Source organism: Kocuria sp. KSNUG, from assembly GCF_049532735.1.
In the GTDB taxonomy this organism is placed as follows: domain Bacteria; phylum Actinomycetota; class Actinomycetes; order Actinomycetales; family Micrococcaceae; genus Kocuria; species Kocuria rhizophila.
In genome coordinates, this window is sequence record NZ_CP150981.1 from 2,558,078 (window position 1) to 2,584,435 (window position 26,358).

The 26,358-nt window shown below is 67.3% G+C and carries 35 protein-coding genes; 2 read left to right on the forward strand and 33 right to left on the reverse strand.

Annotated elements, in window-relative coordinates; all coding sequences use genetic code 11:
* Positions 1 to 48 precede the first annotated feature (48 nt).
* The gene (locus tag AABM36_RS11175; RefSeq protein WP_290147500.1) at positions 49 to 1,266 is read right to left on the reverse strand and encodes an IS110 family transposase; all 1,218 of its coding nucleotides are present in this window, start codon (positions 1,264 to 1,266) and stop codon (positions 49 to 51) included.
* Between the two features lie 477 nt (positions 1,267 to 1,743).
* Entirely contained in the window at positions 1,744 to 3,627 is a 1,884-nt protein-coding gene (gene glmS / locus AABM36_RS11180) for a glutamine--fructose-6-phosphate transaminase (isomerizing) (protein ID WP_423446319.1), read from the reverse strand.
* Positions 3,628 to 3,701: 74 nt separating this feature from the next.
* On the opposite strand from glmS, the gene coaA reads away from it, so the two are divergent.
* Positions 3,702 to 4,658, forward strand: a complete 957-nt coding sequence (gene coaA / locus AABM36_RS11185) for a type I pantothenate kinase (RefSeq protein ID WP_423446321.1) — start codon at positions 3,702 to 3,704, stop codon at positions 4,656 to 4,658.
* A gap of 112 nt (positions 4,659 to 4,770) precedes the next feature.
* Complete coding sequence (gene mscL / locus AABM36_RS11190) at positions 4,771 to 5,205, forward strand: large conductance mechanosensitive channel protein MscL (RefSeq protein ID WP_423446323.1); 435 nt, start codon at positions 4,771 to 4,773, stop codon at positions 5,203 to 5,205.
* 94 nt (positions 5,206 to 5,299) lie between these two features.
* Here the strand turns inward: mscL and glmM are convergent, their stop codons facing one another.
* The 31 genes from glmM to rplB all read right to left on the reverse strand — a co-directional run bounded on the left by glmM (position 5,300) and on the right by rplB (position 26,352).
* Complete coding sequence (gene glmM / locus AABM36_RS11195) at positions 5,300 to 6,655, reverse strand: phosphoglucosamine mutase (protein ID WP_423446325.1); 1,356 nt, start codon at positions 6,653 to 6,655, stop codon at positions 5,300 to 5,302.
* A gap of 45 nt (positions 6,656 to 6,700) precedes the next feature.
* Positions 6,701 to 7,741 (reverse strand): polyphosphate kinase 2, encoded by a 1,041-nt coding sequence (ppk2, locus tag AABM36_RS11200; protein WP_423446327.1) that lies wholly within the window; start codon positions 7,739 to 7,741, stop codon positions 6,701 to 6,703.
* 355 nt (positions 7,742 to 8,096) lie between these two features.
* Positions 8,097 to 8,600, reverse strand: coding sequence for a 30S ribosomal protein S9 (gene rpsI, locus AABM36_RS11205; protein WP_423446329.1), 504 nt, complete (start codon positions 8,598 to 8,600; stop codon positions 8,097 to 8,099).
* A 32-nt stretch (positions 8,601 to 8,632) separates the two neighbouring features.
* Positions 8,633 to 9,076 (reverse strand): 50S ribosomal protein L13, encoded by a 444-nt coding sequence (gene rplM / locus AABM36_RS11210; RefSeq protein WP_019309628.1) that lies wholly within the window; start codon positions 9,074 to 9,076, stop codon positions 8,633 to 8,635.
* Between the two features lie 273 nt (positions 9,077 to 9,349).
* The gene (locus AABM36_RS11215) at positions 9,350 to 10,303 is read right to left on the reverse strand and encodes a tRNA pseudouridine synthase A (RefSeq protein WP_423446330.1); all 954 of its coding nucleotides are present in this window, start codon (positions 10,301 to 10,303) and stop codon (positions 9,350 to 9,352) included.
* Positions 10,304 to 10,393: 90 nt separating this feature from the next.
* Positions 10,394 to 11,158: a 50S ribosomal protein L17 gene (rplQ, locus tag AABM36_RS11220; protein ID WP_423446332.1), complete on the reverse strand. Its 765-nt coding sequence runs from the start codon at positions 11,156 to 11,158 to the stop codon at positions 10,394 to 10,396.
* Between the two features lie 71 nt (positions 11,159 to 11,229).
* The gene (locus AABM36_RS11225; protein WP_423446333.1) at positions 11,230 to 12,249 is read right to left on the reverse strand and encodes a DNA-directed RNA polymerase subunit alpha; all 1,020 of its coding nucleotides are present in this window, start codon (positions 12,247 to 12,249) and stop codon (positions 11,230 to 11,232) included.
* 147 nt (positions 12,250 to 12,396) lie between these two features.
* On the reverse strand, positions 12,397 to 12,801 hold the full coding sequence (gene rpsK / locus AABM36_RS11230; protein WP_012397714.1) for a 30S ribosomal protein S11: 405 nt from the start codon (positions 12,799 to 12,801) through the stop codon (positions 12,397 to 12,399).
* Between the two features lie 58 nt (positions 12,802 to 12,859).
* Positions 12,860 to 13,228: a 30S ribosomal protein S13 gene (gene rpsM / locus AABM36_RS11235; protein ID WP_012397713.1), complete on the reverse strand. Its 369-nt coding sequence runs from the start codon at positions 13,226 to 13,228 to the stop codon at positions 12,860 to 12,862.
* Between the two features lie 158 nt (positions 13,229 to 13,386).
* Positions 13,387 to 13,500, reverse strand: coding sequence for a 50S ribosomal protein L36 (rpmJ, locus tag AABM36_RS11240; RefSeq protein ID WP_012397712.1), 114 nt, complete (start codon positions 13,498 to 13,500; stop codon positions 13,387 to 13,389).
* A gap of 86 nt (positions 13,501 to 13,586) precedes the next feature.
* Positions 13,587 to 13,808 carry a translation initiation factor IF-1 gene (gene infA, locus AABM36_RS11245; protein WP_012397711.1) on the reverse strand — a complete coding sequence of 74 codons (222 nt, stop codon included), beginning with the start codon at positions 13,806 to 13,808 and terminating at the stop codon, positions 13,587 to 13,589.
* A 208-nt stretch (positions 13,809 to 14,016) separates the two neighbouring features.
* On the reverse strand, positions 14,017 to 15,165 hold the full coding sequence (gene rlmN, locus AABM36_RS11250; protein ID WP_423446337.1) for a 23S rRNA (adenine(2503)-C(2))-methyltransferase RlmN: 1,149 nt from the start codon (positions 15,163 to 15,165) through the stop codon (positions 14,017 to 14,019).
* Positions 15,166 to 15,213: 48 nt separating this feature from the next.
* On the reverse strand, positions 15,214 to 16,047 hold the full coding sequence (map, locus tag AABM36_RS11255) for a type I methionyl aminopeptidase (RefSeq protein ID WP_423446338.1): 834 nt from the start codon (positions 16,045 to 16,047) through the stop codon (positions 15,214 to 15,216).
* Between the two features lie 176 nt (positions 16,048 to 16,223).
* Positions 16,224 to 16,790 carry an adenylate kinase gene (locus AABM36_RS11260; protein WP_423446340.1) on the reverse strand — a complete coding sequence of 189 codons (567 nt, stop codon included), beginning with the start codon at positions 16,788 to 16,790 and terminating at the stop codon, positions 16,224 to 16,226.
* 81 nt (positions 16,791 to 16,871) lie between these two features.
* A complete protein-coding gene (gene secY / locus AABM36_RS11265) occupies positions 16,872 to 18,185 on the reverse strand; it encodes a preprotein translocase subunit SecY (RefSeq protein ID WP_423446342.1) in 1,314 nt (437 codons plus the stop codon).
* Between the two features lie 189 nt (positions 18,186 to 18,374).
* Positions 18,375 to 18,842, reverse strand: a complete 468-nt coding sequence (rplO, locus tag AABM36_RS11270; protein ID WP_019309636.1) for a 50S ribosomal protein L15 — start codon at positions 18,840 to 18,842, stop codon at positions 18,375 to 18,377.
* 2 nt (positions 18,843 to 18,844) lie between these two features.
* Entirely contained in the window at positions 18,845 to 19,051 is a 207-nt protein-coding gene (gene rpmD / locus AABM36_RS11275) for a 50S ribosomal protein L30 (protein WP_012397705.1), read from the reverse strand.
* Entirely contained in the window at positions 19,051 to 19,776 is a 726-nt protein-coding gene (gene rpsE, locus AABM36_RS11280; RefSeq protein ID WP_019309637.1) for a 30S ribosomal protein S5, read from the reverse strand. The genes rpmD and rpsE overlap by 1 nt, the downstream gene beginning before the upstream one ends.
* Positions 19,773 to 20,144, reverse strand: coding sequence for a 50S ribosomal protein L18 (rplR, locus tag AABM36_RS11285; RefSeq protein WP_012397703.1), 372 nt, complete (start codon positions 20,142 to 20,144; stop codon positions 19,773 to 19,775). Before rplR ends, rpsE begins: the two co-directional genes overlap by 4 nt.
* A gap of 2 nt (positions 20,145 to 20,146) precedes the next feature.
* Positions 20,147 to 20,683: a 50S ribosomal protein L6 gene (gene rplF / locus AABM36_RS11290; protein ID WP_019309638.1), complete on the reverse strand. Its 537-nt coding sequence runs from the start codon at positions 20,681 to 20,683 to the stop codon at positions 20,147 to 20,149.
* 31 nt (positions 20,684 to 20,714) lie between these two features.
* Positions 20,715 to 21,113, reverse strand: coding sequence for a 30S ribosomal protein S8 (gene rpsH / locus AABM36_RS11295; protein WP_059281412.1), 399 nt, complete (start codon positions 21,111 to 21,113; stop codon positions 20,715 to 20,717).
* A gap of 74 nt (positions 21,114 to 21,187) precedes the next feature.
* The gene (gene rplE / locus AABM36_RS11300; protein WP_019309640.1) at positions 21,188 to 21,757 is read right to left on the reverse strand and encodes a 50S ribosomal protein L5; all 570 of its coding nucleotides are present in this window, start codon (positions 21,755 to 21,757) and stop codon (positions 21,188 to 21,190) included.
* Positions 21,757 to 22,095, reverse strand: a complete 339-nt coding sequence (rplX, locus tag AABM36_RS11305; protein WP_423446346.1) for a 50S ribosomal protein L24 — start codon at positions 22,093 to 22,095, stop codon at positions 21,757 to 21,759. Before rplX ends, rplE begins: the two co-directional genes overlap by 1 nt.
* A 1-nt stretch (position 22,096) precedes the next feature.
* On the reverse strand, positions 22,097 to 22,465 hold the full coding sequence (gene rplN / locus AABM36_RS11310; RefSeq protein ID WP_012397698.1) for a 50S ribosomal protein L14: 369 nt from the start codon (positions 22,463 to 22,465) through the stop codon (positions 22,097 to 22,099).
* Positions 22,466 to 22,966: 501 nt separating this feature from the next.
* Complete coding sequence (gene rpsQ, locus AABM36_RS11315) at positions 22,967 to 23,254, reverse strand: 30S ribosomal protein S17 (RefSeq protein WP_019309642.1); 288 nt, start codon at positions 23,252 to 23,254, stop codon at positions 22,967 to 22,969.
* Positions 23,251 to 23,547, reverse strand: coding sequence for a 50S ribosomal protein L29 (gene rpmC, locus AABM36_RS11320; protein WP_423446349.1), 297 nt, complete (start codon positions 23,545 to 23,547; stop codon positions 23,251 to 23,253). The genes rpsQ and rpmC overlap by 4 nt, the downstream gene beginning before the upstream one ends.
* Positions 23,548 to 23,550: 3 nt before the next feature.
* Positions 23,551 to 23,967 (reverse strand): 50S ribosomal protein L16, encoded by a 417-nt coding sequence (gene rplP, locus AABM36_RS11325; RefSeq protein WP_019309644.1) that lies wholly within the window; start codon positions 23,965 to 23,967, stop codon positions 23,551 to 23,553.
* On the reverse strand, positions 23,967 to 24,800 hold the full coding sequence (rpsC, locus tag AABM36_RS11330) for a 30S ribosomal protein S3 (protein ID WP_012397694.1): 834 nt from the start codon (positions 24,798 to 24,800) through the stop codon (positions 23,967 to 23,969). The genes rplP and rpsC overlap by 1 nt, the downstream gene beginning before the upstream one ends.
* Positions 24,801 to 25,166 carry a 50S ribosomal protein L22 gene (gene rplV / locus AABM36_RS11335; protein WP_012397693.1) on the reverse strand — a complete coding sequence of 122 codons (366 nt, stop codon included), beginning with the start codon at positions 25,164 to 25,166 and terminating at the stop codon, positions 24,801 to 24,803.
* Between the two features lie 52 nt (positions 25,167 to 25,218).
* Entirely contained in the window at positions 25,219 to 25,500 is a 282-nt protein-coding gene (rpsS, locus tag AABM36_RS11340; protein ID WP_019309646.1) for a 30S ribosomal protein S19, read from the reverse strand.
* A gap of 12 nt (positions 25,501 to 25,512) precedes the next feature.
* On the reverse strand, positions 25,513 to 26,352 hold the full coding sequence (gene rplB / locus AABM36_RS11345; protein WP_019309647.1) for a 50S ribosomal protein L2: 840 nt from the start codon (positions 26,350 to 26,352) through the stop codon (positions 25,513 to 25,515).
* Positions 26,353 to 26,358 lie beyond the last annotated feature (6 nt).

The following is a 26,358-nucleotide window of genomic DNA, read 5'->3' on the forward strand; positions in this document are numbered from 1 at the left end:
GGGTACTGGTGAGACGAGGGCTGCGGGGGGGTGTCCCTATGTTCCGAGTCAAGCCGCGAGAGCGGTTGGCTCGGGGGTTGGGGTGGGTGGTTGGTAGTAGGTGCCGTTGCGGAGCATCGCGAAGATGACGTTGCAACGACGACGGGCCAGGCAGATCACGGCGGCGTTGTGTCGTTTACCTTCGGCTCGTTTGCGATCGTAGTAGGCCTTCGAGATCGGGTCGCGATTCGAGGCGATCCACGCGGAGTAGAACAGTGCGTTCTTCAATCGTTTGTTGCCCGAACGGGCGGGGAACTCACCACGGATCGACGTCCCTGATCGTCGTGTGACCGGGGCGATGCCCGCATACGCGGCCAGGTGGCCCGCGGTCTCGAACCCGGTGCCATCACCGATCGCGAGGAGGATCTGGGCGGCGGTCTTGATGCCGATCCCCGGCATGCTCATCAAGACCGAGGCGAGAGGGAAGTCCTCCAGCATGGCCTCGACTTCGTGGGCGACCGTTTCCCGTTGCGCTTTCAACTCCCTGACCTGCCCGGCCACCCTGGGGATCACGAGCTCGACCGCCGCGGTCGCCGGCACTGTCACGGTCTGCTCGCCCAGCGCCGTGAAGATCTTCTCGACCAGCGCTGAGGGATCGCGGCGAGAATGGGAACGAGCGAACCTCAGAACCCGTCCCCGCCCAGCGGAGGTGAACCCGGTGGGGCCTCCGAACTTCTCTAGCAGCTCCAGCACGAGGTCGGTGGAGAGGGTCCCGCCGGGGAAGACACGTTCTAGTGCGGGGTGGATCTGGGTGAGCAGCGAACGGATCCGGTTCAACGCCCTGGTGGTCTCGTGGGCGAGGTCCTCGTCGAACCCGGCGAGGACTTTCAGCGCGGAGAGGACCTCGTTGTCATGGTCGACCTGCCGCAGCGTGTGGGGCATGGTGCGGGCGGTGTCGGCGATGATGAACGCGTCTCTGGCGTCGGTCTTCGATCTTCCCGGATACAGGTCTGCTGCCTTTCGCATAGCCAGCCCGGGAAGATAAGCCACAGCGCAGCCGGTGTCTCTGGCCACCGCGATCGGCAACGCCCCGATGGTGTTGGGCTGGTCCACGACCATCAGCACCTCACCACGCTCCTGCAAGCTGGTGAACAACTCACGCAGCTGGGTCTCGTCCTGCGGGAGGGGTTTGTCGAACAGTCTGTGCCCGGTCGCATCCAGCGCGCACCCGTGGTGGGCGGTCTTGCCCACATCCAGGCCGATGATCACCGCGAAACGGTTCTCCATGATGAGCCTCCTTGGCACACCATCGCTGGTCGCAGTCTTGACACCCGATGCCGGCACCCACGTTACGAAGAGACCTCGCCACCACGGCGGCGGGCCGTGTCCCTATCAGCGGTCAACGCGTGTCTCTCGACCGGGCGGCAACACCCCCCGGACCATCAATGGCAGGGCAACAAAGCCATACCCGGCCGAGCGACCAGACCCCCGACCATCGGAGGCACTCACAAGGTAACGGGCGAGACGCACGAGGGCCCGTCTTCCGCGCGGCGACTGCGCGGCGTCGTCGTGCCACCGCCCTGCCGGCCGCTCCACGGCGTGGCCCCGAGCTGCCGACGCCGACACGCCGCGTTCCGGCCTCCGGAGCTCTCGTGGCCGCCCGGCCGTGGAGCGCGGGCCCGCGGCCACCGTTCCGGGAACGACGACGGCGGGTGGCGCCCCCGGGAAGGGGCACCACCCGCCGTGTGCTGCAGCCGGGTGCGACTACTCGACCGTGACGGACTTGGCCAGGTTGCGCGGCTGGTCCACGTCGTAGCCCTTGGCTCCCGCGAGCTCGCACGCGAAGATCTGCAGGGGCACCGTGGCCACGAGCGGCTGCATGAGCGTGGGGGCCTCGGGGACGTAGAACACGTGGTTGGCGAACTCGCGCACGGCCTCGTCGCCCTCCTCGGCGATCACGATGGTCTCGGCGCCGCGGGCGCGGATCTCCTGGATGTTGGAGACCACCTTGGCGTGCAGCGAGTCCCGGCCGTTCGGAGAGGGCACGATCACGATGACGGGCTGGCCCTGGTCGATCAGGGCGATGGGACCGTGCTTGAGCTCGCCCGCGGCGAAGCCCTCCGCGTGGATGTAGGCGATCTCCTTGAGCTTGAGAGCGCCCTCCATGGCCACGGGGAAGCCCACGTGACGCCCCAGGAACAGCACGGACCCGGCGTCCTTCATGCTCGTGGCGAGCTCCTTGACCTGCGGCTCCACCTCGTCCAGCACCCGCTGGATCTTCCCCGGCATGGCTTCCAGCTCGGACAGCAGCGTGGCGATCTCGTCCTTGAACTTGTTGCCCCGCAGCTGCGCGAGGTACAGGCCCAGCAGGTAGGCGGCCGTGATCTGTGCCAGGAACGCCTTGGTGGAGGCCACGGCGATCTCGGGACCGGCGTGCGTGTAGAGCACGGCGTCCGCCTCACGCGGGATCGTGGAGCCGTTGGTGTTGCAGATGGCCACGACCTTCGCGCCCTGCTCCTGGGCATGGCGCACGGCCATGAGGGTGTCCATGGTCTCCCCGGACTGCGACACGGCAACCACAAGGGTCTTCTCGTTCACGATCGGGTCCCGGTAGCGGAACTCGTGGGCCAGCTCCACCTCGGTGGGGATCCGGCACCAGTGCTCGATGGCGTAGCGCGCCACCTGGCCGGCGTAGGCCGCCGTGCCGCACGCGATCACCACGATCTTGTCGATCGAGCGCAGCAGGGACTCGTCGATCTTGATCTCGTCCAGCGTGAGACGGCCGTTCTCGTCCAGACGCCCGAGGAGGGTGTCCGCCACGGCGGAGGGCTGGTCGTGGATCTCCTTCTCCATGAAAGAGGGATAGCCGTCCTTCTCGGCGGCGGCGGCATCCCACTCGATGTCGAAGGGCTTGCCCTCGGCGGGGTTGCCGTGGAAGTCCACGATCGCGTAGTCCTCAGCGGTGATGGTGACGATCTGGTCCTGGCCCATCTCCACGGCACGCCTGGTGTAGTCGATGAACCCGGAGACGTCCGAGCCCAGGAAGTTCTCGTGCTCGCCCAGGCCGATCACGAGCGGGGAGTTGCGGCGGGCCGCGACCACGCGGTCCGGGAGGTCCGCATGGACGGCCAGCAGGGTGAAGGCACCCTCCAGCCGGCGGCACGTGTCCTGCATGGCGACCGTGAGGTCCTTGTGCTCGGGGTCCTGCGCGTCATAGGTGCGTGCCAGCAGCGCTGCGGCCACCTCGGTGTCCGTCTCGGACACGAAGGTCTCGCCCTGGGCGGCCAGCTCGCGCTTGATCTCGCTGAAGTTCTCGATGATGCCGTTGTGGATCATGGCGAGCTTGCCGCCGTCCACCACGTGGGGGTGTGCATTGACGTCCGAGGGGCCGCCGTGGGTGGCCCACCGGGTGTGCCCGATCCCGATGGTCGACTCGGGCAGCGGATCCGCCTCGAGTTCGCCGATCAGGTTGCTGAGCTTGCCCGCCTTCTTGCGGTACTCGACCTTGTCGTCCGCGATCACGGCGACACCGGCGGAGTCGTACCCGCGGTACTCGAGGCGGCGGAGCCCCTCGAGAATGACGTCCAGTGCGCCGTGCGACCGCCCGTCAACGCCCTTTGAGCCCACATATCCCACAATTCCACACATGAAGATGCATTCTACCGGAAACGCCACCCGGCATGTGCGTGCCACCACCACCTCGGGCCTACACTGGTCCGAGCATGAGCACCCAGCCCTCCACCCAGCGCGTCTCTCCCTTCGTGGAGCTGGACCGACAGACGTGGTCCAGACTCTCGCACGAGATCGACGTCCCCCTCACCGCGCAGGAGATCGAGAACCTGCGCGGTCTCGGCGACCGTCTGGACGTGGACGAGGTGCGGGAGGTCTACCTTCCGCTCTCCCGCCTGCTCACGCTCTACGACATGTCCTCCACCCAGCTCAACGCCGCGACGAACTCGTTCCTGGGTGAGCACCACGCACGAACACCCTTCGTGATCGGGATCGCGGGCTCCGTGGCGGCGGGCAAGTCCACCACCGCGCGTCTGCTGCGCGAGATGCTTTCCCGGTGGCCCTCCACCCCCAACGTGCAGCTCGTGACCACCGACGGCTTCCTCCACCCCAACGCCGAGCTGCGGCGCCGCGGGCTGATGGACCGCAAGGGCTTCCCCGAGTCCTACGACCGGCGCGCCCTGCTGCGCTTCGTGGCGGAGATCAAGTCCGGGGCCGCCGAGGTCCGAGCACCCAAGTACTCCCACGTCACCTACGACATCCTCCCGGAGGAGGAGGTGGTGGTGACCCGCCCCGACGTGGTGATCGTGGAAGGGCTCAACGTGCTCGCACCCGCCAAGCTGGAGAGCGGCAACCGCACCGCACTGGCGCTGAGCGACTTCTTCGACTTCAGCATCTACGTGGACGCCCGCACCAGTGACATCGAGCGCTGGTACGTGGAGCGCTTCCAGGCCCTGCGGTCCTCGGCGTTCGCCGATCCCGACTCCTACTTCCACCGCTACGCGAACCTCACCGACGACGAGGCGCGGGACGTGGCCACGGACATCTGGCACCGGATCAACGAGCCCAACCTGGAGCAGAACGTTCGCCCCACCCGGGGGCGGGCCCGCCTGATCCTCTCTAAGGACCACGACCACAAGATCCGACGGGTGCTGCTGCGCAAGAACTGACCGCCCCGCGCCGGAACCCGGTTCGCTCGCCCTCCGCAGTGCAACCGTGATGTTCGCCGTGTGTCACCTACTGATTTTCCCCTCATCGAAACCTGTGTGTACGCTGAGCGGCATGTTCAATGGTTTCAAGGAATTCATCATGAAGGGCAACGTGATGGATCTCGCCGTTGCCGTCATCATCGGCGCGGCCTTCTCCCAGATCGTCAACGCCCTCGTGGAGAGCGTGCTCATGCCCGCCATCTCCGCTCTCGTCGGCTCCCCCAACTTCGACGACTTCGCCGTGGTCACGCTCAACGGCAACGACCTCAAGTTCGGTGTGCTGCTCACCGCGATCGTCAACTTCCTGCTCATCGCCGCCGCAGTGTACTTCTGCATCGTGATGCCCATGAACAAGATGATCGAGCGCCGCAACCGTCGTCTGGGCATCGAGCCCGCCGCGGAACCGGCCGATCCCCACACGGTGCTGCTCACCGAGATCCGCGACGCCCTGACCGCCAAGCCTGGCACCGCGGGCACCGAGGGCCGCCACTCCGGCCCCGCCGTCTGATCCACCCGTCCCAGCTGCGAACGAGGGCCCCGCATCCGTCACGGATGCGGGGCCCTCGTTCATCTCGGATCTCGGCACGCGCCGCGCTGGGCTCTCAGCCCTGCAGGTTCAGGTGCTCCTCGACCACGGCCACCAGCTGCTCCGCTTCGCGCTGGGCGTCCTCGTGGGTGGCGGCCTCCACCATGACCCGGACCACCGGCTCGGTGCCGGACGGGCGCAGCAGGACACGCCCCTCCGCCCCGAGCCGTCCCTCGGTGCGGGCCACGGCATCGAGGACCGGCTCACTGGTCCTGGCCGCGGCCTTGTCCACGTTCTTCACGTTGATCATCACCTGCGGCATCCGCGTCATGGTCGTGGCGAGCTCCTGCAGCGGCATGCCCGTCTGCGCCACGCGGGAGGCCAGCATAAGCCCCGTGAGCAGACCGTCACCCGTGGTGGCGTAGTCCGCCATGATCACGTGGCCGGACTGCTCGCCGCCCAGGTTGTAGCCGTTGGCCACCATGGACTCCAGCACGTAGCGGTCCCCCACCGAGGCCCGCACCAGGGTGATCCCGGCCTCGTCCAGGGCGAGCTGCAGACCCAGGTTGCTCATCACCGTGGCCACCAGGGTGTCCTGGTTCAACCGCCCGGCCTCCTTCATGGCGATCGCCAGGATGCACATGATCTGGTCGCCGTCCACCTCCGTGCCCGTGTGGTCCACCGCGAGGCAGCGGTCGGCGTCGCCGTCGTGGGCGATGCCGAGGTCCGCCCCGAGCTCCCGAACCGTCTGCTTCAGTGGACCCAGGTGGGTGGAGCCCACGCCGTCGTTGATGTTCAGCCCGTCCGGTTCCGCGCCGATGACGTGCACCTTGGCGCCCGCGTCGCGGAACGCGTCCGGGGACGCCCCCGACGCCGCACCGTGCGCGCAGTCCAGCACGATCGAGAGGCCGTCCAGCCTGTGGGGAATGGCTCCCACCAGGTGCAGGATGTAGCGGTCCTCGGCATCGGACAGCCGTGTCACGCGGCCGACGTCGGCACCCGTGGGGCGCACGAAGTCCTTGGCCTCGTACACCTGCTGGATGGTGTCCTCCACGGCGTCCGGCAGCTTCTTGCCCCCGTGGGCCAGGAACTTGATGCCGTTGTCCGGCGCCGGGTTGTGGGACGCGGAGATCATCACGCCGAAGTCGGCGTCGATGTCGCCCACCAGGTAGGCCGCGGCCGGGGTGGGCAGCACGCCGGCGTCGTACACGTCCACGCCGGAGCTCGCGAGCCCCGCTGTGACGGCGGCGCCGATGAACTCTCCGCTCGCGCGGCCGTCCCGTGCCACCACCGCGGTGGGCCGCTTGCCCTCGGGCGCGTGGCGGTGTCCCAGGACGATTGCCGCGGCCTGCGACAGCTCCATGGCCAGTTCAGCTGTGAGGAGGCCGTTCGCGAGACCGCGGACGCCGTCCGTTCCAAAGATTCTAGACATCGCAGATCATCCTACGACCATCCGGCCGGTTGCAGCCGCACCCCGTCAGTCCTTCCCGGGGCGGACCACGGGAAAGCCGTCGGGGTTGGTGCCGTTGTCGTCGGTGAAGTCCGTGGCCCCGCCCACGATCTTGGAGTCCACGTCCCCCACGAGCGCGCGGTCCTTGTTGGGGTAGTCGAACTGCGTCAGGACGTGGCGCATGGCCTCCAGGCGGGCCCGCTTCTTGTCGTTGGACTTGATCACGGTCCACGGCGCGTCGCCGGTGTCCGTGTAGAAGAACATGGCTTCCTTCGCCTCGGTGTAGTCGTCCCACTTGTCCAGCGAGGCCACGTCCGTGGGCGAGAGTTTCCACTGGCGCACCGGGTCCGTGCGGCGGGACTGGAACCGTGCGAGCTGCTCGGCCCGGGTCACGGAGAACCAGAACTTGATCAGGTGGGTTCCGGAGTTCACGAGCATCCGCTCGAACTCGGGCGCCTGGCGCATGAACTCGTAGTACTCCTGGGAGGTGCAGTAGCCCATGACGCGCTCCACGCCCGCGCGGTTGTACCAGGAGCGGTCCATGAGCACGATCTCTCCCCCGGACGGCAGGTGCTGCACGTAGCGCTGGAAGTACCACTGCGTCTGCTCGATGTCCGTGGGCTTCTCGAGTGCCACCACCCGCGCCCCGCGGGGGTTCAGGTGCTCCGTGAAGCGCTTGATCGCGCCGCCCTTGCCGGCGGCGTCACGGCCTTCGAAGATGATGAGCAGCTTCTGCCCGGTCTCCTTGATCCAGAGCTGGAGCTTGAGGAGCTCGATCTGCAGCGCGCGCTTGGTGCGCTCGTAGTCCTTGCGGGACAGCTTCTCGTCGTACGGGTAGCCGATCTTCCAGGCCTGGGACTCCTCCGCACCGCTCTTCTTGTGGAGCTTCCTGTCCAGTTCGGAGATCTCGTCCAGCTCTGCCGCGTAGTCCTCCACCACAGATACCCGGTGCTGCTCCTTCTTGAGCGCCTCGTCCACCGCGCTGTCCTGCTCGGCGTGCCTCGCCGCCTCGTCCTCTGCCTTCGCGATGATCGCGTTCTCCTGCTGCTGGTCCGGTTGCTTGCTCATGCGGGCCCTCTCCGTGACGGTGCGGTGGGAGCGGCGGTGCTCCACCTCACACTTTACGCCCGCGTCATGCGCCGGTTACCCACGCAACACCGGGCACGACGACGCCGCGTCCGCCCCCGCGCGCCCCGCTTCTCCCATGGTCTGGCAGTTCCAGGACGTAAAAAATGCAGGGCCCCGGGCCTCGGCCGAACCCGAGGTACGGGACCCTGCGACACGGAACCCGGCCACGGCCTGGGCGGCGTCGTGCAGCGCGCGGGGAGCCAAACGCCAAACGGCGCAGGGCCCCGGGCCTCGGCCAAATCCGAGGTACGGGGCCCTGCGAGACGTAACCCGGCCGAGGCCTGGGTGGCGTCGTTTAGCGCTTGGAGTACTGCGGAGCCTTGCGCGCCTTCTTGAGGCCGGCCTTCTTGCGCTCGATGACGCGGGCGTCACGAGTCAGGAAGCCTGCCTTCTTGAGGGCGGGGCGGTTGTGCTCGGCGTCGATCTCGTTGAGCGCGCGAGCCACGCCCAGGCGCAGTGCACCGGCCTGGCCGGAGGGGCCGCCGCCGGAGATGCGGGCGATGACGTCGTAGCCGCCCTGCAGCTCGAGGAGGGTGAACGGATCGTTCACCTCTTGCTGGTGCAGCTTGTTGGGGAAGTACTCCTCCAGGCTGCGGCCGTTGACGGTCCACTTGCCGGAGCCGGGGATGAGGCGCACGCGGGCAACAGCCTGCTTGCGGCGGCCCACGGCCTGGCCGGGGACGGTCAGGGCGGGGCGCTCCGACATGGCGGCGCCGCCGGCCAAGGACTCGGTGGACTCGGAGGTGTAGCTGGTCAGCTCCACGTCCTCGGTGATCTGCTCTTCAGTGTTCTGAGCCACGATTCTCCTTATGTGTTCTTCGTTGGCCCGAATTACTGGGCGACCTGCGTGAATTCGTAGGGCTTGGGCTGCTGGGCCTGGTGCGGGTGCTCGGCACCGGCGTAGACCTTGAGCTTGGACAGCTGCTGGGCTGCCAGCTTGTTCTTGGGCAGCATGCCCTTGACGGCCTTCTCCACGGCGCGCGTGGGGTTCTTCTCGAGCAGCTCGGCGTAGCTGGTGGACTTGAGTCCGCCCGGGTAGCCGGAGTGACGGTAGGCGCGCTTCTTCTGGAGCTTGGAGCCGGTGAGGGCCACCTTCTCCGCGTTGATGATGATGACGAAATCGCCGGTGTCCACGTGGGGAGCGAAGGTCGGCTTGTGCTTCCCGCGCAGCAGTGTTGCGGTCTGGCTGGCAAGACGACCCAGGACGACGTCGGTGGCGTCGATGACGTGCCACTGACGCTGGACGTCACCGGGCTTCGGAGTGTACGTACGCACGTTGATCTGCCTTCGTTTGTCTGGTGAAGACACGATTACTCGTGTCGATCGGTTCTGCTGTGCTTCGGGGCCCGGGTGAGATCCGGGCGGCATCCGTGCGTCCGCAACCCGGTGCACCGCACGGCCCTGCGCTCTGCAACATGAGCGACCGCTGCGGGTACACGTGAACCGGGGCAGAACACGCACAACAGCGTTCGATGATACCGGATCCCCGCTCCGCCCGCCACTCGCGGCCGGAGCCGCCAGGGAAGCACCCGAGCACTCCCCCCCTCGTCAGTCGGCGCCGCGCCGGGCCCGGGTCACGCGGGCTCGCTCGGCGAGTCCCCACGCATCGGGATAGTGCACCGCGTCCAGGACCAGGCCGTGGGCCGGGGCCATCACCACGGTGGCGTCCCGGACCCGGGCTTCGAGCCGCTGAGCCGGCCACGCGGCGTCGTGCCGCCCCTGCCCCACGCGCACCACCGCGCCCACGATCGAGCGCACCATGTGGTGGCAGAAGGCGTCGGCGGTGAGTGCCACCGTGATCGTGCCGTCCGCCCCGCGCGTGACGGACGCGCGTTGCAGCTCGCGCACCGTGGTGGCGCCCGTGCGCGGCTTGCAGAAGCTCAGGAAGTCGTGCAGACCCAGGAGGACTCGCACCGCCCGGTCCATCGCGGCCACATCGAGTTCCTCGTCCACCCACCACGAGTACGTGCGCGCCAGGGGGTCGTGGCCCGTCACGGCGTCCGCCACGCGGTAGAGGTAGCCGCGGGACAGCGCCGAGAAGCGCGCGTCGAAGCCCACCTCGGCCACGGATACGTCCCGCACCACCACGGCGCCCACGGCGGACGCCCAGCCCTCCGCGGCCCGGTCCTTGCCGAGCACCCTGTTCAGCGCCCCGTTCAGACGCCGCGTCAGCTCCGGCACGGGCGCGCCCGCCTCCGTGTCCCCGGCGTCGTGCTGCGCGGGCACGGTGCCGGGGACGACGCCGCGTGCCACGTCACGCCGCCTGCTCTGCTGCTCCCAGCGCTGCCGGGGCACATCCACGTGCACGGTCTGGTGCCGGGCGTGCACTCCCGTGTCGGTGCGTCCGGCCACCACGGTGAAGCACCGCTCACGGAAGATCAGGGAGAGCGCGTCCTCCAGGGCCGCCTGCACGCTCGGCAGACCCGGCTGCCGCGCCCACCCCCTGAACGGAGCGCCGTCGTACGCCAGGTCGATCCGCAGCCTGATCTGCTCCTGCCCCACGTTCCTGCCTTTCTCACCCCGGACACGACGACGCCGCCGCAGGTTGCCTGCGGCGGCGTCGTCGTGTCCGTCCGGACGGAGATTCCGAGACTACTCGGAGATCTTCTGCGCGGCGGCGCCGCCCGCGGGCTGGAAGCCGGCGGCCTCGGCGTTGGCCGGGGAGTCGAACCAGATCTCCGCGGTGGTGCCGGAGTACCAGCGCGAACCGGGCACGTGGTACTTCATGGAGTTGCGGTTGCCCTTGACCGAGAAGCCCTCGGGGGCCTCACCGGACTCGAGCGGAGCGTGCGAACCCGGGAACTCGGCGTCCGAGTTCTCGGCGGCGACCTCAGCGGCCTCCTCCGAGCCCACGGCGGGAGCCTGCTCCTCGGCCGGGATCTCCTTCTCCTGGACGTCCGCGGTGGTGGAACCGGCGGGGGTGTCCACGGGAGCAGCGGGAGCCGGGGCGGCCTTGGCCGTGGCGCGCTCGGCCTCGGACACGGTCGCCTTGGAGGCCACGGGCTCCATCACGAGCTCGATGACGGCCATGGGGGCGTTGTCGCCCTTGCGGTTGCCGATCTTGGTGATGCGGGTGTAGCCGCCGTCGCGACCCTCCATGGCCGGCGCGATGCTGGTGAACAGCTCGTGGACCACGGACTTGTCGGTCAGCTGGCGCATGACGCGACGGCGGGAGGACAGGTCACCGCGCTTGGCGAAGGTGATGAGCCGCTCCGCCACCGGACGCAGACGCTTGGCCTTGGTCACGGTGGTGGTGATCCGCTTGTGCTCGAACAGCTGCTGGGACATGTTCGAGAGGATCATGCGCTCGTGGGTCGGCCCGGCGCCGAGACGGGGTCCCTTGGTAGGGGTAGGCATAGTAGATCTCCTGGTGATCGGTCCCGCGCGGGCAACTCATCGCCCGCGGGGCACGGAAAGTGGTGTGGGCGTCAGTCGAGATCGACGTCGAACGGGTTGTTGTTGTCGTCCTCGTCCTCGAGCGACGCCGCGTGGGCGGCGAGGTCGTAGCCCGGAGGGGAGTCCTTGAGGGCCAGACCGAGCTCGCCGAGCTTGTCCTTGACCTCGTCGATGGACTTGGCACCGAAGTTGCGGATGTCCATCAGATCGGCCTCGGAACGGCCCACGAGCTCACCCACGCTGTGGATGCCCTCGCGCTTGAGGCAGTTGTAGGACCGGACCGACAGCTCGAGGTCCTCGATGGGCAGCGCCATGTCCGCGGCGGCGGCCGCATCCGTGGGCGAAGGACCGATCTCGATGCCTTCCGCCGCGGAGTTCAGCTCGCGAGCCAGTCCGAACAGCTCCACCAGCGTGGTGCCGGCCGACGCCACCGCGTCGCGCGGGGAGATGGCCTCCTTGGTCTCCACGTCGAGGACGAGCTTGTCGAAGTCGGTGCGCTGCTCCACACGGGTGGCCTCCACGCGGAAGGTCACCTTGAGCACGGGAGAGTAGATCGAATCCACGGGGATCCGACCGACCTCCGCGTCACCGGACTTGTTCTGGGACGCCGAGACGTAGCCTCGGCCGCGCTCGATGGTCAGCTCGATCTCGAGCTGGCCCTTCGAGTTCAGGGTCGCGATGTGCAGCTCGGGGTTGTGCACCTCGACACCGGCCGGAGCCGAGATGTCGGCCGCGGTGACCTCACCCGGGCCCTGCTTGCGCAGCCACGCGGTGACGGGCTCGTCCTCCTCGGAGGACAGCGAGAGCTTCTTGATGTTCAGGATGAGCTCGGTGACGTCCTCCTTGACGCCCTCCACGGTGGAGAACTCGTGCAGCACGCCGTCGATGCGGATGCTGGTCACGGAGGCCCCGGGGATGGAGGACAGGAGCGTGCGGCGCAGGGAGTTGCCGAGGGTGTACCCGAAACCCGGCTCGAGGGGTTCGATCACGAACCGGGAGCGGTTCTCGGCCACAGCCTCTTCCGTGAGGGTGGGGCGCTGTGCGATGAGCACTGATGTTTCCTTTCAGCGTGCCTCCGCCATATGACGCACGCAGGTGGTGGAAAACAAAATGGGTGGATGCCGCGGTGAGCAGGCGAGGTCACCGCGTCGACGCGTGGTCACCGGACTCGTGGGAGCCCGGTGACCACGCGACACGAGTCAGACGCGGCGGCGCTTGGGGGGACGGCAGCCGTTGTGCGCGGACGGGGTCACGTCCTGGATGGAGCCGACCTCCAGCCCGGTGGCCTGCAGAGCGCGGATCGCGGTCTCGCGCCCCGAGCCCGGTCCCTTGACGAACACATCCACCTTGCGCATGCCGTGCTCCTGGGCGCCCTTCGCTGCGGCCTCGGCGGCCTGCTGCGCGGCGAACGGAGTGGACTTGCGCGAGCCCTTGAAGCCCATGCCGCCGGCCGAGGCCCACGACAGGACCGCACCCGAGGGATCGGTGATGGACACGATGGTGTTGTTGAACGTGGACTTGATGTGAGCCTGACCTTGGGTCACATTCTTGTTCACCTTGCGACGCGGCTTGCGAGCGGCCGTCGCGCGAGTTTTCTGGGCCATGGATTCTCCTACAAAGATCTTCGACGTCGGTCAGCCGTCCACTGGACGGCCGCCGCGATTACTTCTTCTTACCGGCGACCGTGCGCTTAGGACCCTTGCGGGTGCGTGCGTTGGTCTTGGTGCGCTGGCCGTGGACGGGCAGACCCCGACGGTGACGCAGGCCCTGGTAGCTGCCGATCTCGACCTTGCGGCGGATGTCAGCGGCCACCTCACGGCGAAGATCGCCTTCGACCTTGTAGTTGCCTTCGATGTAGTCACGCAGCTCCACGAGCTGCGGATCGGTGAGATCCTTGACGCGCACGTCCCCGGAGATGCCCGTGGCTTCCAGGGTTTCGAGTGCGCGGGTGCGGCCCACGCCGTAGATGTAGGTCAGCGCAACTTCCAGCCGCTTTTCACGGGGAAGATCGACGCCTGCGAGACGAGCCATAGTGGCGGTTCTCCTTGATGTTCCGGAGGTCTTGAACACCGCGTCCCGATCGTGCTCCGATCGGTCTCCGGCCTCCGTGCCGGGGGTTGCCGCGCCCGGGGGCGGCGGCTGCGGTGTCCGTTCTTGTCAATCCACTTGCGTGGGCGGGAGCGTTCCCGTCAGCCCTGGCGCTGCTTGTGCCGGGGGTTCTCGCAGATCACCATGACCCGCCCGTTGCGGCGGATCACCTTGCACTTGTCGCAGATCTGCTTGACGCTCGGTTGGACCTTCATCGCATTCCTTCGCGTACTAGTAATGGCGTGTGCACTCCGACCCCTGCCGTGCGGGCGCTGGTTGCGCGAGCACGGGGCCGTGGATGCTACTTGTAGCGGTAGACGATCCGGCCTCGGGAGAGGTCGTAGGGGCTGAGCTCCACCACCACGCGGTCCTCGGGGAGGATCCGGATGTAGTGCTGGCGCATCTTGCCAGAGATGTGGGCGAGCACCTTGTGCCCGTTGGTCAGCTCCACACGGAACGACGCATTGGGCAGTGCCTCGACCACAGTGCCTTCGATCTCGATGACTCCGTCTTTCTTGGCCATATCCTCCGCTAACTTCTCGAGGGGTCCGGGTGTCTATCCGGACGGCGGTGCCCGCTTCCAGCTCCCCAGATGAACAACCCCGCGCCGCACGTGGCAACGAGGGGGTGGGTTCCGGGCATGACTCGATCTGCGAGCACAAACAACCAACCGACGACACTACGCGGTTCTGCTTGTTTGCGCAAGCGATGGCGCGGCGGTGCCGCCGCTGTCAGACGTCCGTGGCCAGCTGCCCGCACGCGCCGTCGATGTCCGAGCCGCGGGTGTCCCGCACCGTGGTGGGGATGCCGTGGGCACGAAGGCGTTCCACGAAGTTCTGCTCCACGCCCGGACGGGACGCGGTCCACTTGGAGCCCGGCGTGGGATTGAGCGGAATGGGGTTCACGTGCACCCAGCCGCCCCCGCGCTTGTTGAGCTTCTCCCCCAGCAGATCGGCGCGCCAGCCCTGGTCGTTGATGTCGCGGATCAGGGCGTACTCGATCGACACGCGCCGGCCCGTGGCGTCGTAGTAGTCCCGGGCGGCATCGAGGGCCTCGTCCACCTTCCAGCGGGTGTTGATCGGGATGAGCTCGTCACGCAGCTCGTCGTCCGGGGCGTGGAGGGACAGCGCGAGCGTGATGGGCAGCTTCTCGAGCGTGAACTTCCGGATCCCGGGAACCAGCCCCACCGTGGACATGGTGAGACCGCGTGCCGAGATGCCCAGCCCGTCCGGCGAGGGGTCGATGATGCGGTGGACCGCCCCCATGGTGGCCTTGTAGTTCGCGAGGGCCTCCCCCATGCCCATGAACACGATGTTCGACACCCGCTGGGGCGCCTCCTCGGGGTCCCCCACGGCGCCGTCCCGCAGCGCGCGGACACCCTGGACCACCTGGTCCACGATCTCCGCGGCGGAGAGGTTGCGGGTGAGGCCCGACTGTCCCGTGGCGCAGAACGGGCAGTTCATGCCGCAGCCCGCCTGGGAGGAGATGCACATGGTGACCCGCTTGTCATAGCGCATCAGCACGGACTCGACCATGGCGTTGTCGAAGAGGCGGTGCACGGACTTGACCGTCATGCCCTCGTCCGCGCGCAGCTGCCGCACGGTCCGCAGCAGCGGGGGCATGGCCTTGGCCACCAGCTCCTCGCGCTGGTCCGCCGGCAGGTCAGTCATGGCCTCGGGGTCCGCCTCGAACCTCTCGAAGTAGTGCTTGGACAGCTGGGAGGCCCGGAAGGCGGGGTACCCCGCATCCTTGAGGAACGTCTTGCGTCCGGCCATGTCGAAGTCCGCGATGTGCAGCGGGGGCTTGCCGCGACGGGCGGGCTTGAACACGAGCTGGCCGGCTTCCGGCCGCGGGGTGATCTCAACGGGTTGCGTGGTCATTGCTGTCCTCTCCCTGCGAGTGTCCCAGGGTCGTGGTGGTTGCCGGTCTCAGGTGCCGGGGATGGGCACCGGGTGGACTCCCAGGGGCGCGAGCTCCGCAGCTCCGCCGTCCTCGGCGGTCAGCACCCAGAGCCCCTGGCTGTGCAGGCACACGCTGTGCTCCCACTGGCTCGCTCGGGAACCGTCCACGGTGACCACCGTCCAGTCGTCGTCGAGGACGCGGGTCTCGATGTCCCCGCGCACCAGCATCGGCTCGATCGCCAGTGCCATCCCGGTGGTCAGGCGTGGCCCACGGTGCTTGATCGCGAAGTTGGGGACGTCCGGTGCCATGTGCATCTCCGTGCCGATGCCGTGGCCCACGTAGTCCTCGAGGATGCCCAGCCGGGCCCCCACCGTGGCCCGCACGTGGTTCTCCACGGCGAGGCCGATGTCCCCCACGTGCGTGCCCGTGGCCATCGCGGCGATGCCCCGCCACATGGCGGCCCGGGTGACGTCGGAGAGCTGCTGGTCCGCGGGATCGTGCGTGGCGCCCACCAGGACCGTGCGCGCGGAGTCACCGTGCCAGCCCGCGACCACGGCACCGCCGTCGATCGAGACGATGTCCCCGTCCCGCAGCACGCGCTCCCCCGGGATGCCGTGCACCACCTCGTCGTTCACGGACGTGCACACCGTGGCGGGATACCCGTGGTAGCCCAGGAAGTTCGAGCTCGCCCCGTGCTCGTCCAGGACGGTGCGGAAGGCCGTGTCCAGGTCTGCGGTGGTGGCCCCGGGCACGGCGGCCGCCACGGCGGCGTCGAGCGCCAGGGATGTCACCACGCCCGCGCGTGACATGGCCGCCAGCTCGGCGTCGGACTTCAACTGGATCCTGCGGCGTCCGAACACTGTGCTCGGCTCCTCCCGTGTGGTGTCGATCGCACCGCACCCGGGTTCCCGGTGCGGTGGGCGGACGAGCCCCCGAACCGGTGCTCGCGCACCGCCTCGGGGGCCCGGAAATGGTGGATCTGTTGTCATGGACCGCGCCGCGGCACCCGTGCGGTGCACGACGCCGCTCCGCATGGTCAGCGGGGCAGGACTGCCATGATGCGCTCGGTGACCTCGTCGATGCTGCCCAGGCCGTCCACCCGGACCACGATGCCGCGGTCCTCGTAGACGCCCACCACGGGCGCGGTCTGCTCGTCGTATACGTCGAGCCGGTGCCGGATGACGTCCTCGGTGTCGTCGGTGCGGCCCTGCTCCTGCGCCCTGCCCAGCAGACGGGACACGAGCTCGTCGTTGTCCGCCGTGAGCAGGAGGACCACGTCGAGGGAGACCTGGTTGTCCTCGAGGATCCTGTCCAGCTCCTGGACCTGTGCCGTGTTGCGGGGGTAGCCGTCCAGCAGGAAGCCCTCCGCGGTGTCGGACTGGGACAACCGGTCCCGCACCATGTTGTTCGTCACGGAGTCCGGCACCAGGTTCCCGGCGTCCGTGTAGCGCTGCGCCTCGCGGCCCAGCTCCGTCTGGTCCTTGATGTTCGCTCGGAAGATGTCCCCGGTGGAGATGGCGGGAACGCCCAGCCGCTCGCAGATTCGGGCGGCCTGCGTGCCCTTGCCTGCACCGGGCGGTCCGATGATCAACATGCGGGTCATGTTCTCTCCTTGCGTCGTCGTGAACGTGGACTCCAGTCTAACGGTCCGCGAACACGCGGCCCCGGTCTCCCGGCGACCGGCTCAGGTGCGCAGCAGTCCCTCGTAGTGGCGCTGCTGCAGCTGCGCGTCGATCTGCTTGACGGTGTCCAGGCCCACGCCCACCACGATCAGCAGGGAGGGTCCGCCGAACGGGAAGTTCTGGTTGGCGTCGAACAGCACCAGGGCGACCAGCGGGATCAACGACAGGATGCCCAGGTACAGCGCACCGGGAAGCGTGATGCGCGTGAGCACGTAGCGCAGGTAGTTCTCCGTGGGGCGGCCCGCGCGGATGCCGGGGATGAAACCGCCGTAGCGCTTCATGTTGTTGGAGACCTCTTCCGGGTTGAACGTGATCGACACGTAGAAGTACGTGAACGCCACGATCAGCAGGAAGTAGGTGACCATGTAGACCGGGTGGTCGCCGCCGGCCAGGTAGGTGTTGATCCAGTCCACCCACCCGGGGGCGGGGCTGCCGTCGTCCGGCATGGCGAACTGCGCGAGCATCGTGGGCAGCGTGAGCATGGAGGACGCGAAGATGATGGGGATCACGCCGGCCATGTTGACCTTGAGCGGGATGTAGGTGCTGGTGCCGCCGATCGTGCGGCGGCCCACCATGCGCTTGGCGTACTGCACGGGGATCCGTCGCTGCGACTGCTCCACGAAGACCACGCACGTGATCACCACGAGGCCGATCGCGCAGACACCCAGGAACACTCCCCAGCCGCGGGACTTGAGGATGTCGCCGAGAGCCGAGGGGAACGTGGCCGCGATGGAGGTGAAGATCAGCAGGGACATGCCGTTGCCCACGCCGCGGTCGGTGATGCGCTCGCCCAACCACATGATCACGGTGGTACCGGCCGTCATGGTGATGATCATGATGATGATGACCATGATGGAGTCGTCGGGGATCACCGGCAGGGGGCAGTTGCCGAGCAGATTGCCGGAGCGGGCCAGGGACACCACCGTGGTGGCGTTCAGGGCGGCCAGGCCGATCGTGAGGTAGCGCGTGTACTGGGTGAGTTTCGTCTGACCCTGTGCGCCCTCGTCGTGGAGCTCCTGGAACCGCGGAATGACCACGCGCAGCAGCTGCACGATGATGCTCGCCGTGATGTACGGCATCACGCCCAGGGCGAAGATCGACAGCTGCAGCAGCGCTCCCCCGCTGAAGAGGTTGATCAGGTCGTACGCTCCACCCGTGGTGTTGCCCATGGCGAGACACTGCTGCACGTTGCCGTAGTCCACGCCCGGCGCGGGGATGAACGTCCCCAGCCGGTAGATCACGATGATCGCGAGCGTGAACAGCAGCTTGTTGCGCAGCTCCGGCGTGGTGAACGCCCGCGCGAAAGCACTGAGCACTGGTCCTCCTCCAAAACGTGGTGGCCCGGTGGGTTCCGACCCCGGGCAAGTCTAGCGAAGGATGTGCCGCGACCCTCCCGGCCCGCGTGCGCACATCCCGGCAAAAACAGCGGGCCCCGTGCCGGTGATCCGGCACGGGGCCCGCTTCCAGTTCAGGGATTCACCCTACAACCGAATGCTGGAAACTTCTCACGCGTTCTGCGTGGAGCCGCCAGCCGCGGCGATCTTCTCGGCCGCGGAGGCCGAGAACTTGTCCGCGGTGATGTTCAGGGCCACGGAGATCTCCCCGCTGCCCAGCACCTTCACCGGCTGGTTCTTGCGCACTGCACCCTTGGACACGAGGTCCGCGACGGTGACGGTGCCACCCTCCGGGAACAGCTCCGCGAGACGGTCCAGGTTCACCACCTGGTACTCCACGCGGAACGGGTTCTTGAACCCGCGCAGCTTCGGCAGACGCATGTGCAGCGGCAGCTGCCCGCCAGCGAAACCGGCCTTGACCTGGTAGCGCGCCTTGGTGCCCTTGGTACCGCGGCCCGCCGTCTTGCCCTTGGAGGCCTCACCGCGGCCAAGACGGGTCTTGGCCTGGTGCGATCCGGGAGCCGGACGCAGGTGGTGAACCTTCAGAGCGTGGCGCTTGTTCTGGGTGTTCTCAGCCATGCTCAAGCCTCCTCAACCTCTACGAGATGGGTCACCGTGTTGATCATGCCCACGGTGGCCGCATCGGCCTTGCGCTCCACGACCTGGCCGGGGCGCTTGAGACCCAGCGAACGCAGCGTGTCGCGCATGTTCTGCTTCTGACCGACCACGGAGCGGACCTGCTTCACGCGCAGGGTCGCGCCGGTGGCCTGGATGCGCTTTCCGTTCATCAGGCACCTGCCTTCTGGATGTCACGCAGCAACGGCGCCGGGACGACCTCGTCCATGGGCAGGCCACGGCGGGCTGCCACGGACGCGGGCTCCTCGAGCTCACGCAGCGCCTGGATGGTCGCGTGCACGATGTTGATCTGGTTGGAGGAACCGAGGGACTTGGAGAGCACGTCGTGGATGCCCGCGCACTCCAGGACCGCACGCACCGGACCACCGGCGATCACGCCGGTACCCGGGGTGGCCGGGCGCAGCATGACGACGCCGGCCGCGGCCTCACCCTGCACACGGTGCGGGATGGTGCGGTCCTCCACGCGGGGAACCCGGAAGAAGTTCTTCTTGGCCTCCTCGACACCCTTGGAGATGGCCGCGGGAACTTCCTTGGCCTTGCCGTAGCCCACGCCGACCATGCCGTTGCCGTCGCCGACGACCACGAGAGCGGTGAAGCTGAAGCGACGACCACCCTTCACGACCTTGGAGACGCGGTTGATGGTCACGACGCGCTCGAGGAACTTGTCCTTCTCCTCGTCACGGCCGCCGCGGCCACCACGGCCGCCACGGTCGTTGCGGGAGCCGCGCTCGTTGCGCCCACCGCGGTCGTTGCGACCGCCGCGGCCACCGCGGTTCTCGTCGGAACCACGCTGCGAGGCGTTCGCCTCAGCCGTCTCGTTGGAACCGTTGGTGGCTTCGCTCACCTGAGTTTCCTTCTCGTTCTTCTGCTCGCTCACAGCGCCAGACCTCCTTCACGGGCACCCTCGGCCACCGCGGCCACACGGCCGTGGTACTTGTTGCCGCCGCGGTCGAACACGACGGTCTCGATCCCCGCAGCCTTGGCGCGCTCGGCGATCAGCTCACCGATGCGCTTGGCCTTGGCGGTCTTGTCGTCGGACGACGCACGCAGGTCGTTCTCCATGGTGGACGCGGAGACCAGGGTGAAGCCCTTGTCGTCGTCGATCACCTGGGCGACCATGTGGCGGGTGGAACGCGTGACCACCAGACGGGGGCGCAGCGCGGTTCCGGCGATGTGCTTGCGGACGCGGCGGTGACGCCGTGCGCGCTGAGCAGCCTTCGACTTTCCCTTGATTACGAGAGCCATGATTACTTACCAGCCTTTCCGGCCTTGCGGCGGATCTGCTCGCCCGCGTAGCGGACGCCCTTGCCCTTGTAGGGGTCGGGCAGACGCAGGGAGCGGATCTTCGCGGCGACCTGGCCAACCTGCTGCTTGTCGATACCGGAAACGGTGACCTTGTTGTTCCCCTCGACGGACAGCGTGATGCCGTCCGGCGCGTTGAAGGGAACCGGGTGGCTGTAGCCCAGAGCGAACTCCAGGTTGGCCCCCTTGGCCTGCACGCGGTAACCCGTGCCCACGATCTCCAGCTGCTTGGTGTATCCCTCGGACACACCCTGGATCATGTTGGCGATCAGGGAACGCGTGAGACCGTGCAAGGAGCGGGACTCGCGCTCGTCGTTGGGACGGGACACCTGCACGGTGCCGTCCTCGACGACCACCGTGATGGGTGCCGCGACGGTGTGGGTCAGCGTGCCCTTGGGGCCCTTGACCGACACTGCGGAACCGTCCACGGAAACCTCCACACCGGCGGGCACAGAGATCGGGAGACGTCCAATACGTGACATGTCTTCTTCCTTTCTTCTTCTGTGCTACCGGTTACCAGACGTACGCGAGGACTTCCCCGCCCACGCCCTTCTTGCCGGCCTGCTTGTCAGTGAGCAGCCCGGAGGACGTGGAGAGGATCGCGATGCCGAGGCCACCGAACACCTTGGGGAGGTTGGTGGACTTCGCGTACACGCGAAGACCCGGCTTGGAGATGCGGCGGACACCGGCGATGGAGCGCTCCCGGTTGGAGCCGTACTTCAGCGACATGGTCAGGGTCTTGCCGACCCGGGCCGGCTCCTCGGACCAGTCCGCGATGTAGCCCTCGGCCTTCAGGATCTCCGCGATGCGGGCCTTCAGCTTGGAGTACGGCATGCTCACGGTGTCGTGGTAGGCGGAGTTCGCGTTGCGCAGACGCGTCAGCATGTCTGCGACGGGATCTGTCATTGTCATGTGGGCTTCAGCCCTTCCTCGTCACGGTTTCCCTGCCGGTTGCAGCCCGCAGGGACCTTTTGACGTCGATGGAATCAGTTGGTCTTGAACGGGAAGCCGAGCGCCTTGAGCAGGGCACGGCCTTCGTCGTCGGTCTTGGCGGTGGTGACCACCGTGATGTCCATGCCGCGCACGCGATCGATCTTGTCCTGGTCGATCTCGTGGAACATGGACTGCTCGGTGAGACCGAACGTGTAGTTGCCGTTGCCGTCGAAGTGGCGGTCGGACAGACCACGGAAGTCGCGGATGCGGGGCAGCGCCAGGGTGACCAGACGGTCCAGGAACTCCCACATGCGGTCGCCGCGCATGGTCACGTGCGCGCCGATCGGCATGCCTTCACGCAGCTTGAACTGCGCGATGGACTTCTTGGCTCGGTTGATCACGGGCTTCTGGCCGGTGATGGCGGTGAGATCCTTGATGGCGTTGTCCACCAGCTTGGAGTCCTTGGCCGCCTCGCCCAGACCCATGTTGACCACGACCTTGACCACGCGCGGCATCTCCATGACGTTCGCGTAGCCGAACTGCTCCTGCAGAGCCGGAGCAACGGTCTCCTGGTACTTGGTCTTGAACCGGGGGGTGAACTTGGTTTCGGTCGTTTCGCTCATCACAGATCCTTGCCGGTGCTCTTGGACACGCGAACGCGGACGGTCTTCTGCTTGCCGTCGCGCTCCACGGTCTCGGTGCGGTAGCCCACACGGGTCGGCTTGCCGGTCTCCGGGTCCACGAGCATCACGTTGGAGATGTGGATCGGAGCCTCGGACTTGACGAGGCCGCCGGCTTCGCCCTGGGCGTTGGCGCGCTTGTGCTTGGTCACGACGTTCACGCCCTCGACCACCACGCGGGAGGTCTCGGTGAACACGCGCAGAACCTTGCCCTGCTCGCCCTTGTTCTTGCCGGTGATGACCTGCACGAGGTCGCCGGTCTTGATCTTGAATTTAGCCATGTCAGAGCACCTCCGGAGCCAGCGAGACGATCTTCATGAACTTCTTGTCGCGCAGCTCGCGGCCCACGGGGCCGAAGATGCGCGTGCCGCGGGGGTCCCCGTCGTTCTTCAAGATCACTGCGGCGTTCTCGTCGAAACGGATGTAGGAACCGTCGGGACGGCGCCTCTGCTTCTTGGTACGGACCACAACCGCCTTGACCACGTCGCCCTTCTTGACGTTGCCGCCGGGGATGGCGTCCTTGACGGTGGCGACGATGACGTCACCAATGCCTGCGTAGCGGCGTCCGGATCCACCGAGCACACGGATGGTGAGAATTTCCTTCGCACCCGTGTTGTCGGCAACCCGCAGCCGCGATTCCTGCTGAATCACTGAATACTCCTGTCGTCGCGCCGGTTCTCATCCAAACCTGCTGAATGTCGAGCCTTGCGGAACGGTGGTCGTGTGAACGCTTCGCGCCACGGTCTTCCCCGAGGCCGTAGGAGGGGCCCGGGGCGCTGCGCGAAGTTTGCACGCGGTGATCTCGCACGTGTGGACGAGGGAACTCGTCCTGCTGCCCTGCCCGGATTCGTGACTGAGCGCAGAATCAACGGGCAAGTTCTCGCAGCGTTCCCACCGAGCGGGTGGGTCGCCTTCCGCGGCGGAGCGCGGGACTTGCCGCCGGCCCGTGGACGCACCGCGGGGGCACGAGGGTCGGCTGTGGATTCCGGCTCAGCAGGGTCGAAGCCAGAGGGCACACGTGTGTCGACACGCGTACCGGCCTACTCTACCGCGTCGGGACGCCGATCTCCAATCGCTGGCATGCGGACATGCAGCAGGCCCCCGCCCGGAGCACCGGACGGGGGCCTGCCATCGAGACCTGCGGGGAAGGACCTACTTGGCCTTCTCGATGATCTCCACGATCCGCCAGTTCTTGTTGGCGGACAGCGGACGCGTCTCGACGATGCGCACGAGGTCGCCGACGCCGCAGGAGTTCTGCTCGTCGTGCGCCTTCACGCGCTTGGACTTGCGCAGCACCTTGCCGTAGAGCGCGTGCTTGACGCGGTCCTCGACCTGGACCACCACGGTCTTGTCCATCTTGTCGGAGACCACGTAGCCCTGGCGGGACTTGCGGTCACCGCGCTCGGCCGTGGCCGTCTCGTTGTTGACCTGCTCGCTCACTTGGCATCACCCTCAGACTTGGCAGCCTTCTTCGAGGCCTTCTTCTCGGTCTTCGCTGCGGCCAGCGCCACGTCCTCGCGGATACCGAGCTCGCGCTCACGCAGCACGGTGTAGATCCGCGCGATGTCGCGCTTGACGGACTTCAGACGCGAGTTGCTCTCGAGCTGACCGGTTGCCGCCTGGAAGCGCAGGTTGAACAGCTCTTCCTTGGACTTGCGCAGCTGGTCGGTGAGGGCACCGGTGTCAAGAGCCGCGAGGTTGTCCATGTTCAGATCCTTGGATCCAATAGCCATTGATCATTCACCGCCTTCGCGACGCACGATGCGTGCCTTCATCGGGAGCTTGTGGATTGCCAGACGCAGCGCCTCACGCGCCACCTCTTCGCTCACGCCCGAGATCTCGAACATGACCCGTCCGGGCTTGACGTTGGCGACCCACCACTCGGGGGAACCCTTACCGGAACCCATGCGGGTCTCGGCGGGCTTCTTGGTCAGGGGACGGTCCGGGTAGATGTTGATCCAGACCTTGCCGCCACGCTTGATGTGGCGGGTCATGGCGATACGCGCGGCCTCGATCTGACGGTTCGTGACGTACGCCGGGCTCATCGCCTGGATGCCCCACTCGCCGAACGTGACCTGGGTTCCGCCCTTGGCCTGACCCCGACGACGCGGGTGGTGCTGCTTGCGGAACTTCACACGACGTGGGATAAGCATTACTTACCACCCTCTGCGTTGTTGGCCTCCGCAGCGCTGTTCTGCTGGGGGGCTGCGGCGGAGTCGCGCTCACGGCGCCCGCCACGGTCGTTACGGTCATTCGGGCGACGACGCCGCTCGCCACCGCCGCCGCCGCGACGGTCGTTGCGACCACGCGAGGACGGAGCAGCCGCCTGCTGGGCAGCCAGTTCCTTGTCGGTCAGGTCACCCTTGTAGATCCAGACCTTCACGCCGATGCGGCCGAAGGTGGTCTTCGCCTCGAAGAAGCCGTAGTCGATGTTCGCGCGCAGGGTGTGCAGGGGCACACGGCCTTCGCGGTAGAACTCCGAGCGGGACATCTCCGCACCGCCAAGACGGCCGGCGCACTGGATCCGGATGCCCTTGGCGCCAGCACGCTGCGCGGACTGGATGGCCTTCTTCATGGCGCGACGGAACGCGACACGGGAGGCCAGCTGCTCGGCGACACCCTGGGCGACGAGCTGCGCGTCGATCTCCGGGTTCTTCACCTCGAGGATGTTGAGCTGGATCTGCTTGCCGGTGAGCTTCTCGAGCTCACCGCGGATGCGGTCCGCCTCGGCGCCGCGGCGGCCGATCACGATGCCCGGACGCGCCGTGTGGATGTCCACGCGGACGCGGTCGCGGGTGCGCTCGATCTCGACCTTGGAGATGCCGGCGCGGTCCATCCCCTTGGACATGAGCTCGCGGATCTTGACGTCCTCGCGAATGTAGTCCTTGTAGCGCTGACCCGGCTGGTTGGAGTCGGCGTACCAGTGCGAGACGTGGTCGGTGGTGATACCCAGACGGAATCCGTTGGGGTTGATTTTCTGTCCCACTTAGCGGACCTCCTCCTTCTCCGGGGTCGCCACGACCACGGTCACGTGGCTCGTGCGCTTGTTGATGCGGAACGCACGGCCCTGGGCACGCGGCTGGAACCGCTTCATGGTGGGTCCCTCGTCCACGAAGGCCGCGGAGACCACGAGGTCTTCCGGCTTGAACGCGAGTCCCTCGCGGTCGGCCTTCTGCCGGGCGTTCGCCACGGCGGATTCGAGAACCTTGAACACCGGCTCGGAAGCTGCCTGGGGGGCAAACTTCAGAATCGCCAATGCCTCATTCGCCTGCTGGCCACGAATCAGGTTGACGACGCGCCGGGCCTTCATAGGCGTCACGCGGATGTAGCGCGCAGATGCCTTGGCTTCCATTGCTTTCCTTCTCTCGTCTTGTCGAAGAAGTGCAGCGTGTTGACCCGTGGGGTCAGCGACGCTTGCCCTTCTTGTCGTCCTTCACATGGCCGCGGAACGTGCGGGTGGGAGCGAATTCGCCGAGCTTGTGCCCGACCATCGACTCCGTGACGAACACGGGAACGTGCTTGCGCCCGTCGTGCACGGCAATGGTGTGGCCGAGCATGTCGGGGATGATCATGGAACGGCGGGACCACGTCTTGATGACGTTCTTGGTGCCCTTCTCGTTCTCCTTGGCGACCTTCACGAAGAGGTGCTGATCAACGAAAGGGCCCTTTTTGAGACTGCGTGGCATTGTTCAGGCTCCTCAGCGCTTGTTCTTGCCGGTACGACGACGACGCACGATGAGCTTGTCGCTTTCCTTGTTGGGGCGACGGGTGCGTCCCTCGGGCTTGCCGTTGGGGTTGACCGGGTGACGACCACCGGAGGTCTTGCCCTCGCCACCACCGTGCGGGTGGTCCACGGGGTTCATGACCACACCGCGGACGGTCGGGCGGATGCCCTTCCAGCGGTTGCGGCCGGCCTTGCCCCAGTTGATGTTCGACTGCTCGGCGTTGCCGACCTCGCCGATGGTCGCGCGGCAACGCACGTCCACGTTGCGGATCTCACCGGAGGGCAGGCGCAGCTGGCCGTACTTGCCCTCACGGGCCACCAGCTGGACCGAGGCACCGGCGGAGCGGGCGAGCTTGGCTCCCCCACCCGGACGCAGCTCCACGGCGTGCAGGACGGTGCCCACGGGGATGTTGCGCAGCGGCAGGTTGTTGCCGGGCTTGATGTCCGCGGTGGGACCGGACTCCACGACGTCACCCTGCTTGAGGCGGTTCGGCGCGATGATGTAGCGCTTGGTGCCGTCCACGTAGTGCAGCAGGGCGATGCGAGCCGTGCGGTTCGGGTCGTACTCGATGTGCGCGACCTTGGCGTCCACGCCGTCCTTGTCGTGACGACGGAAGTCGATCACGCGGTACTGGCGCTTGTGGCCACCACCCTTGTGACGGGTGGTGATGCGGCCCGTGTTGTTGCGTCCGCCCTTCTTGGGCAGCGGACGCACCAGGGACTTCTCGGGCGTGGTGCGCGTGATTTCTACGAAGTCCGCAACCGACGAGCCACGACGGCCCGGGGTTGTCGGCTTGTGCTTACGGATAGCCATGTTTTG

Excerpts from the sequence above, each read along its gene's own strand:
- AABM36_RS11175 (WP_290147500.1), bottom strand. The coding sequence starts at position 1,266 with ATGGAGAACCGTTTCGCGGTGATCATCGGCCTGGATGTGGGCAAGACC.
- glmS (WP_423446319.1), bottom strand. The coding sequence starts at position 3,627 with ATGTGTGGAATTGTGGGATATGTGGGCTCAAAGGGCGTTGACGGGCGG.
- coaA (WP_423446321.1), top strand. The coding sequence starts at position 3,702 with ATGAGCACCCAGCCCTCCACCCAGCGCGTCTCTCCCTTCGTGGAGCTG.
- mscL (WP_423446323.1), top strand. The coding sequence starts at position 4,771 with ATGTTCAATGGTTTCAAGGAATTCATCATGAAGGGCAACGTGATGGAT.
- glmM (WP_423446325.1), bottom strand. The coding sequence starts at position 6,655 with ATGTCTAGAATCTTTGGAACGGACGGCGTCCGCGGTCTCGCGAACGGC.
- ppk2 (WP_423446327.1), bottom strand. The coding sequence starts at position 7,741 with ATGAGCAAGCAACCGGACCAGCAGCAGGAGAACGCGATCATCGCGAAG.
- rplQ (WP_423446332.1), bottom strand. The coding sequence starts at position 11,158 with ATGCCTACCCCTACCAAGGGACCCCGTCTCGGCGCCGGGCCGACCCAC.
- rpsK (WP_012397714.1), bottom strand. The coding sequence starts at position 12,801 with ATGGCCCAGAAAACTCGCGCGACGGCCGCTCGCAAGCCGCGTCGCAAG.
- rpsM (WP_012397713.1), bottom strand. The coding sequence starts at position 13,228 with ATGGCTCGTCTCGCAGGCGTCGATCTTCCCCGTGAAAAGCGGCTGGAA.
- rpmJ (WP_012397712.1), bottom strand. The coding sequence starts at position 13,500 with ATGAAGGTCCAACCGAGCGTCAAGCAGATCTGCGACAAGTGCAAGGTG.
- infA (WP_012397711.1), bottom strand. The coding sequence starts at position 13,808 with ATGGCCAAGAAAGACGGAGTCATCGAGATCGAAGGCACTGTGGTCGAG.
- rlmN (WP_423446337.1), bottom strand. The coding sequence starts at position 15,165 with ATGACCACGCAACCCGTTGAGATCACCCCGCGGCCGGAAGCCGGCCAG.
- AABM36_RS11260 (WP_423446340.1), bottom strand. The coding sequence starts at position 16,790 with ATGACCCGCATGTTGATCATCGGACCGCCCGGTGCAGGCAAGGGCACG.
- rplO (WP_019309636.1), bottom strand. The coding sequence starts at position 18,842 with ATGGCTGAGAACACCCAGAACAAGCGCCACGCTCTGAAGGTTCACCAC.
- rpmD (WP_012397705.1), bottom strand. The coding sequence starts at position 19,051 with ATGAACGGAAAGCGCATCCAGGCCACCGGCGCGACCCTGCGCGTGAAG.
- rplR (WP_012397703.1), bottom strand. The coding sequence starts at position 20,144 with ATGGCTCTCGTAATCAAGGGAAAGTCGAAGGCTGCTCAGCGCGCACGG.
- rplF (WP_019309638.1), bottom strand. The coding sequence starts at position 20,683 with ATGTCACGTATTGGACGTCTCCCGATCTCTGTGCCCGCCGGTGTGGAG.
- rpsH (WP_059281412.1), bottom strand. The coding sequence starts at position 21,113 with ATGACAATGACAGATCCCGTCGCAGACATGCTGACGCGTCTGCGCAAC.
- rplE (WP_019309640.1), bottom strand. The coding sequence starts at position 21,757 with ATGAGCGAAACGACCGAAACCAAGTTCACCCCCCGGTTCAAGACCAAG.
- rplX (WP_423446346.1), bottom strand. The coding sequence starts at position 22,095 with ATGGCTAAATTCAAGATCAAGACCGGCGACCTCGTGCAGGTCATCACC.
- rpmC (WP_423446349.1), bottom strand. The coding sequence starts at position 23,547 with ATGGCTATTGGATCCAAGGATCTGAACATGGACAACCTCGCGGCTCTT.
- rplP (WP_019309644.1), bottom strand. The coding sequence starts at position 23,967 with ATGCTTATCCCACGTCGTGTGAAGTTCCGCAAGCAGCACCACCCGCGT.
- rplV (WP_012397693.1), bottom strand. The coding sequence starts at position 25,166 with ATGGAAGCCAAGGCATCTGCGCGCTACATCCGCGTGACGCCTATGAAG.
- rpsS (WP_019309646.1), bottom strand. The coding sequence starts at position 25,500 with ATGCCACGCAGTCTCAAAAAGGGCCCTTTCGTTGATCAGCACCTCTTC.
- rplB (WP_019309647.1), bottom strand. The coding sequence starts at position 26,352 with ATGGCTATCCGTAAGCACAAGCCGACAACCCCGGGCCGTCGTGGCTCG.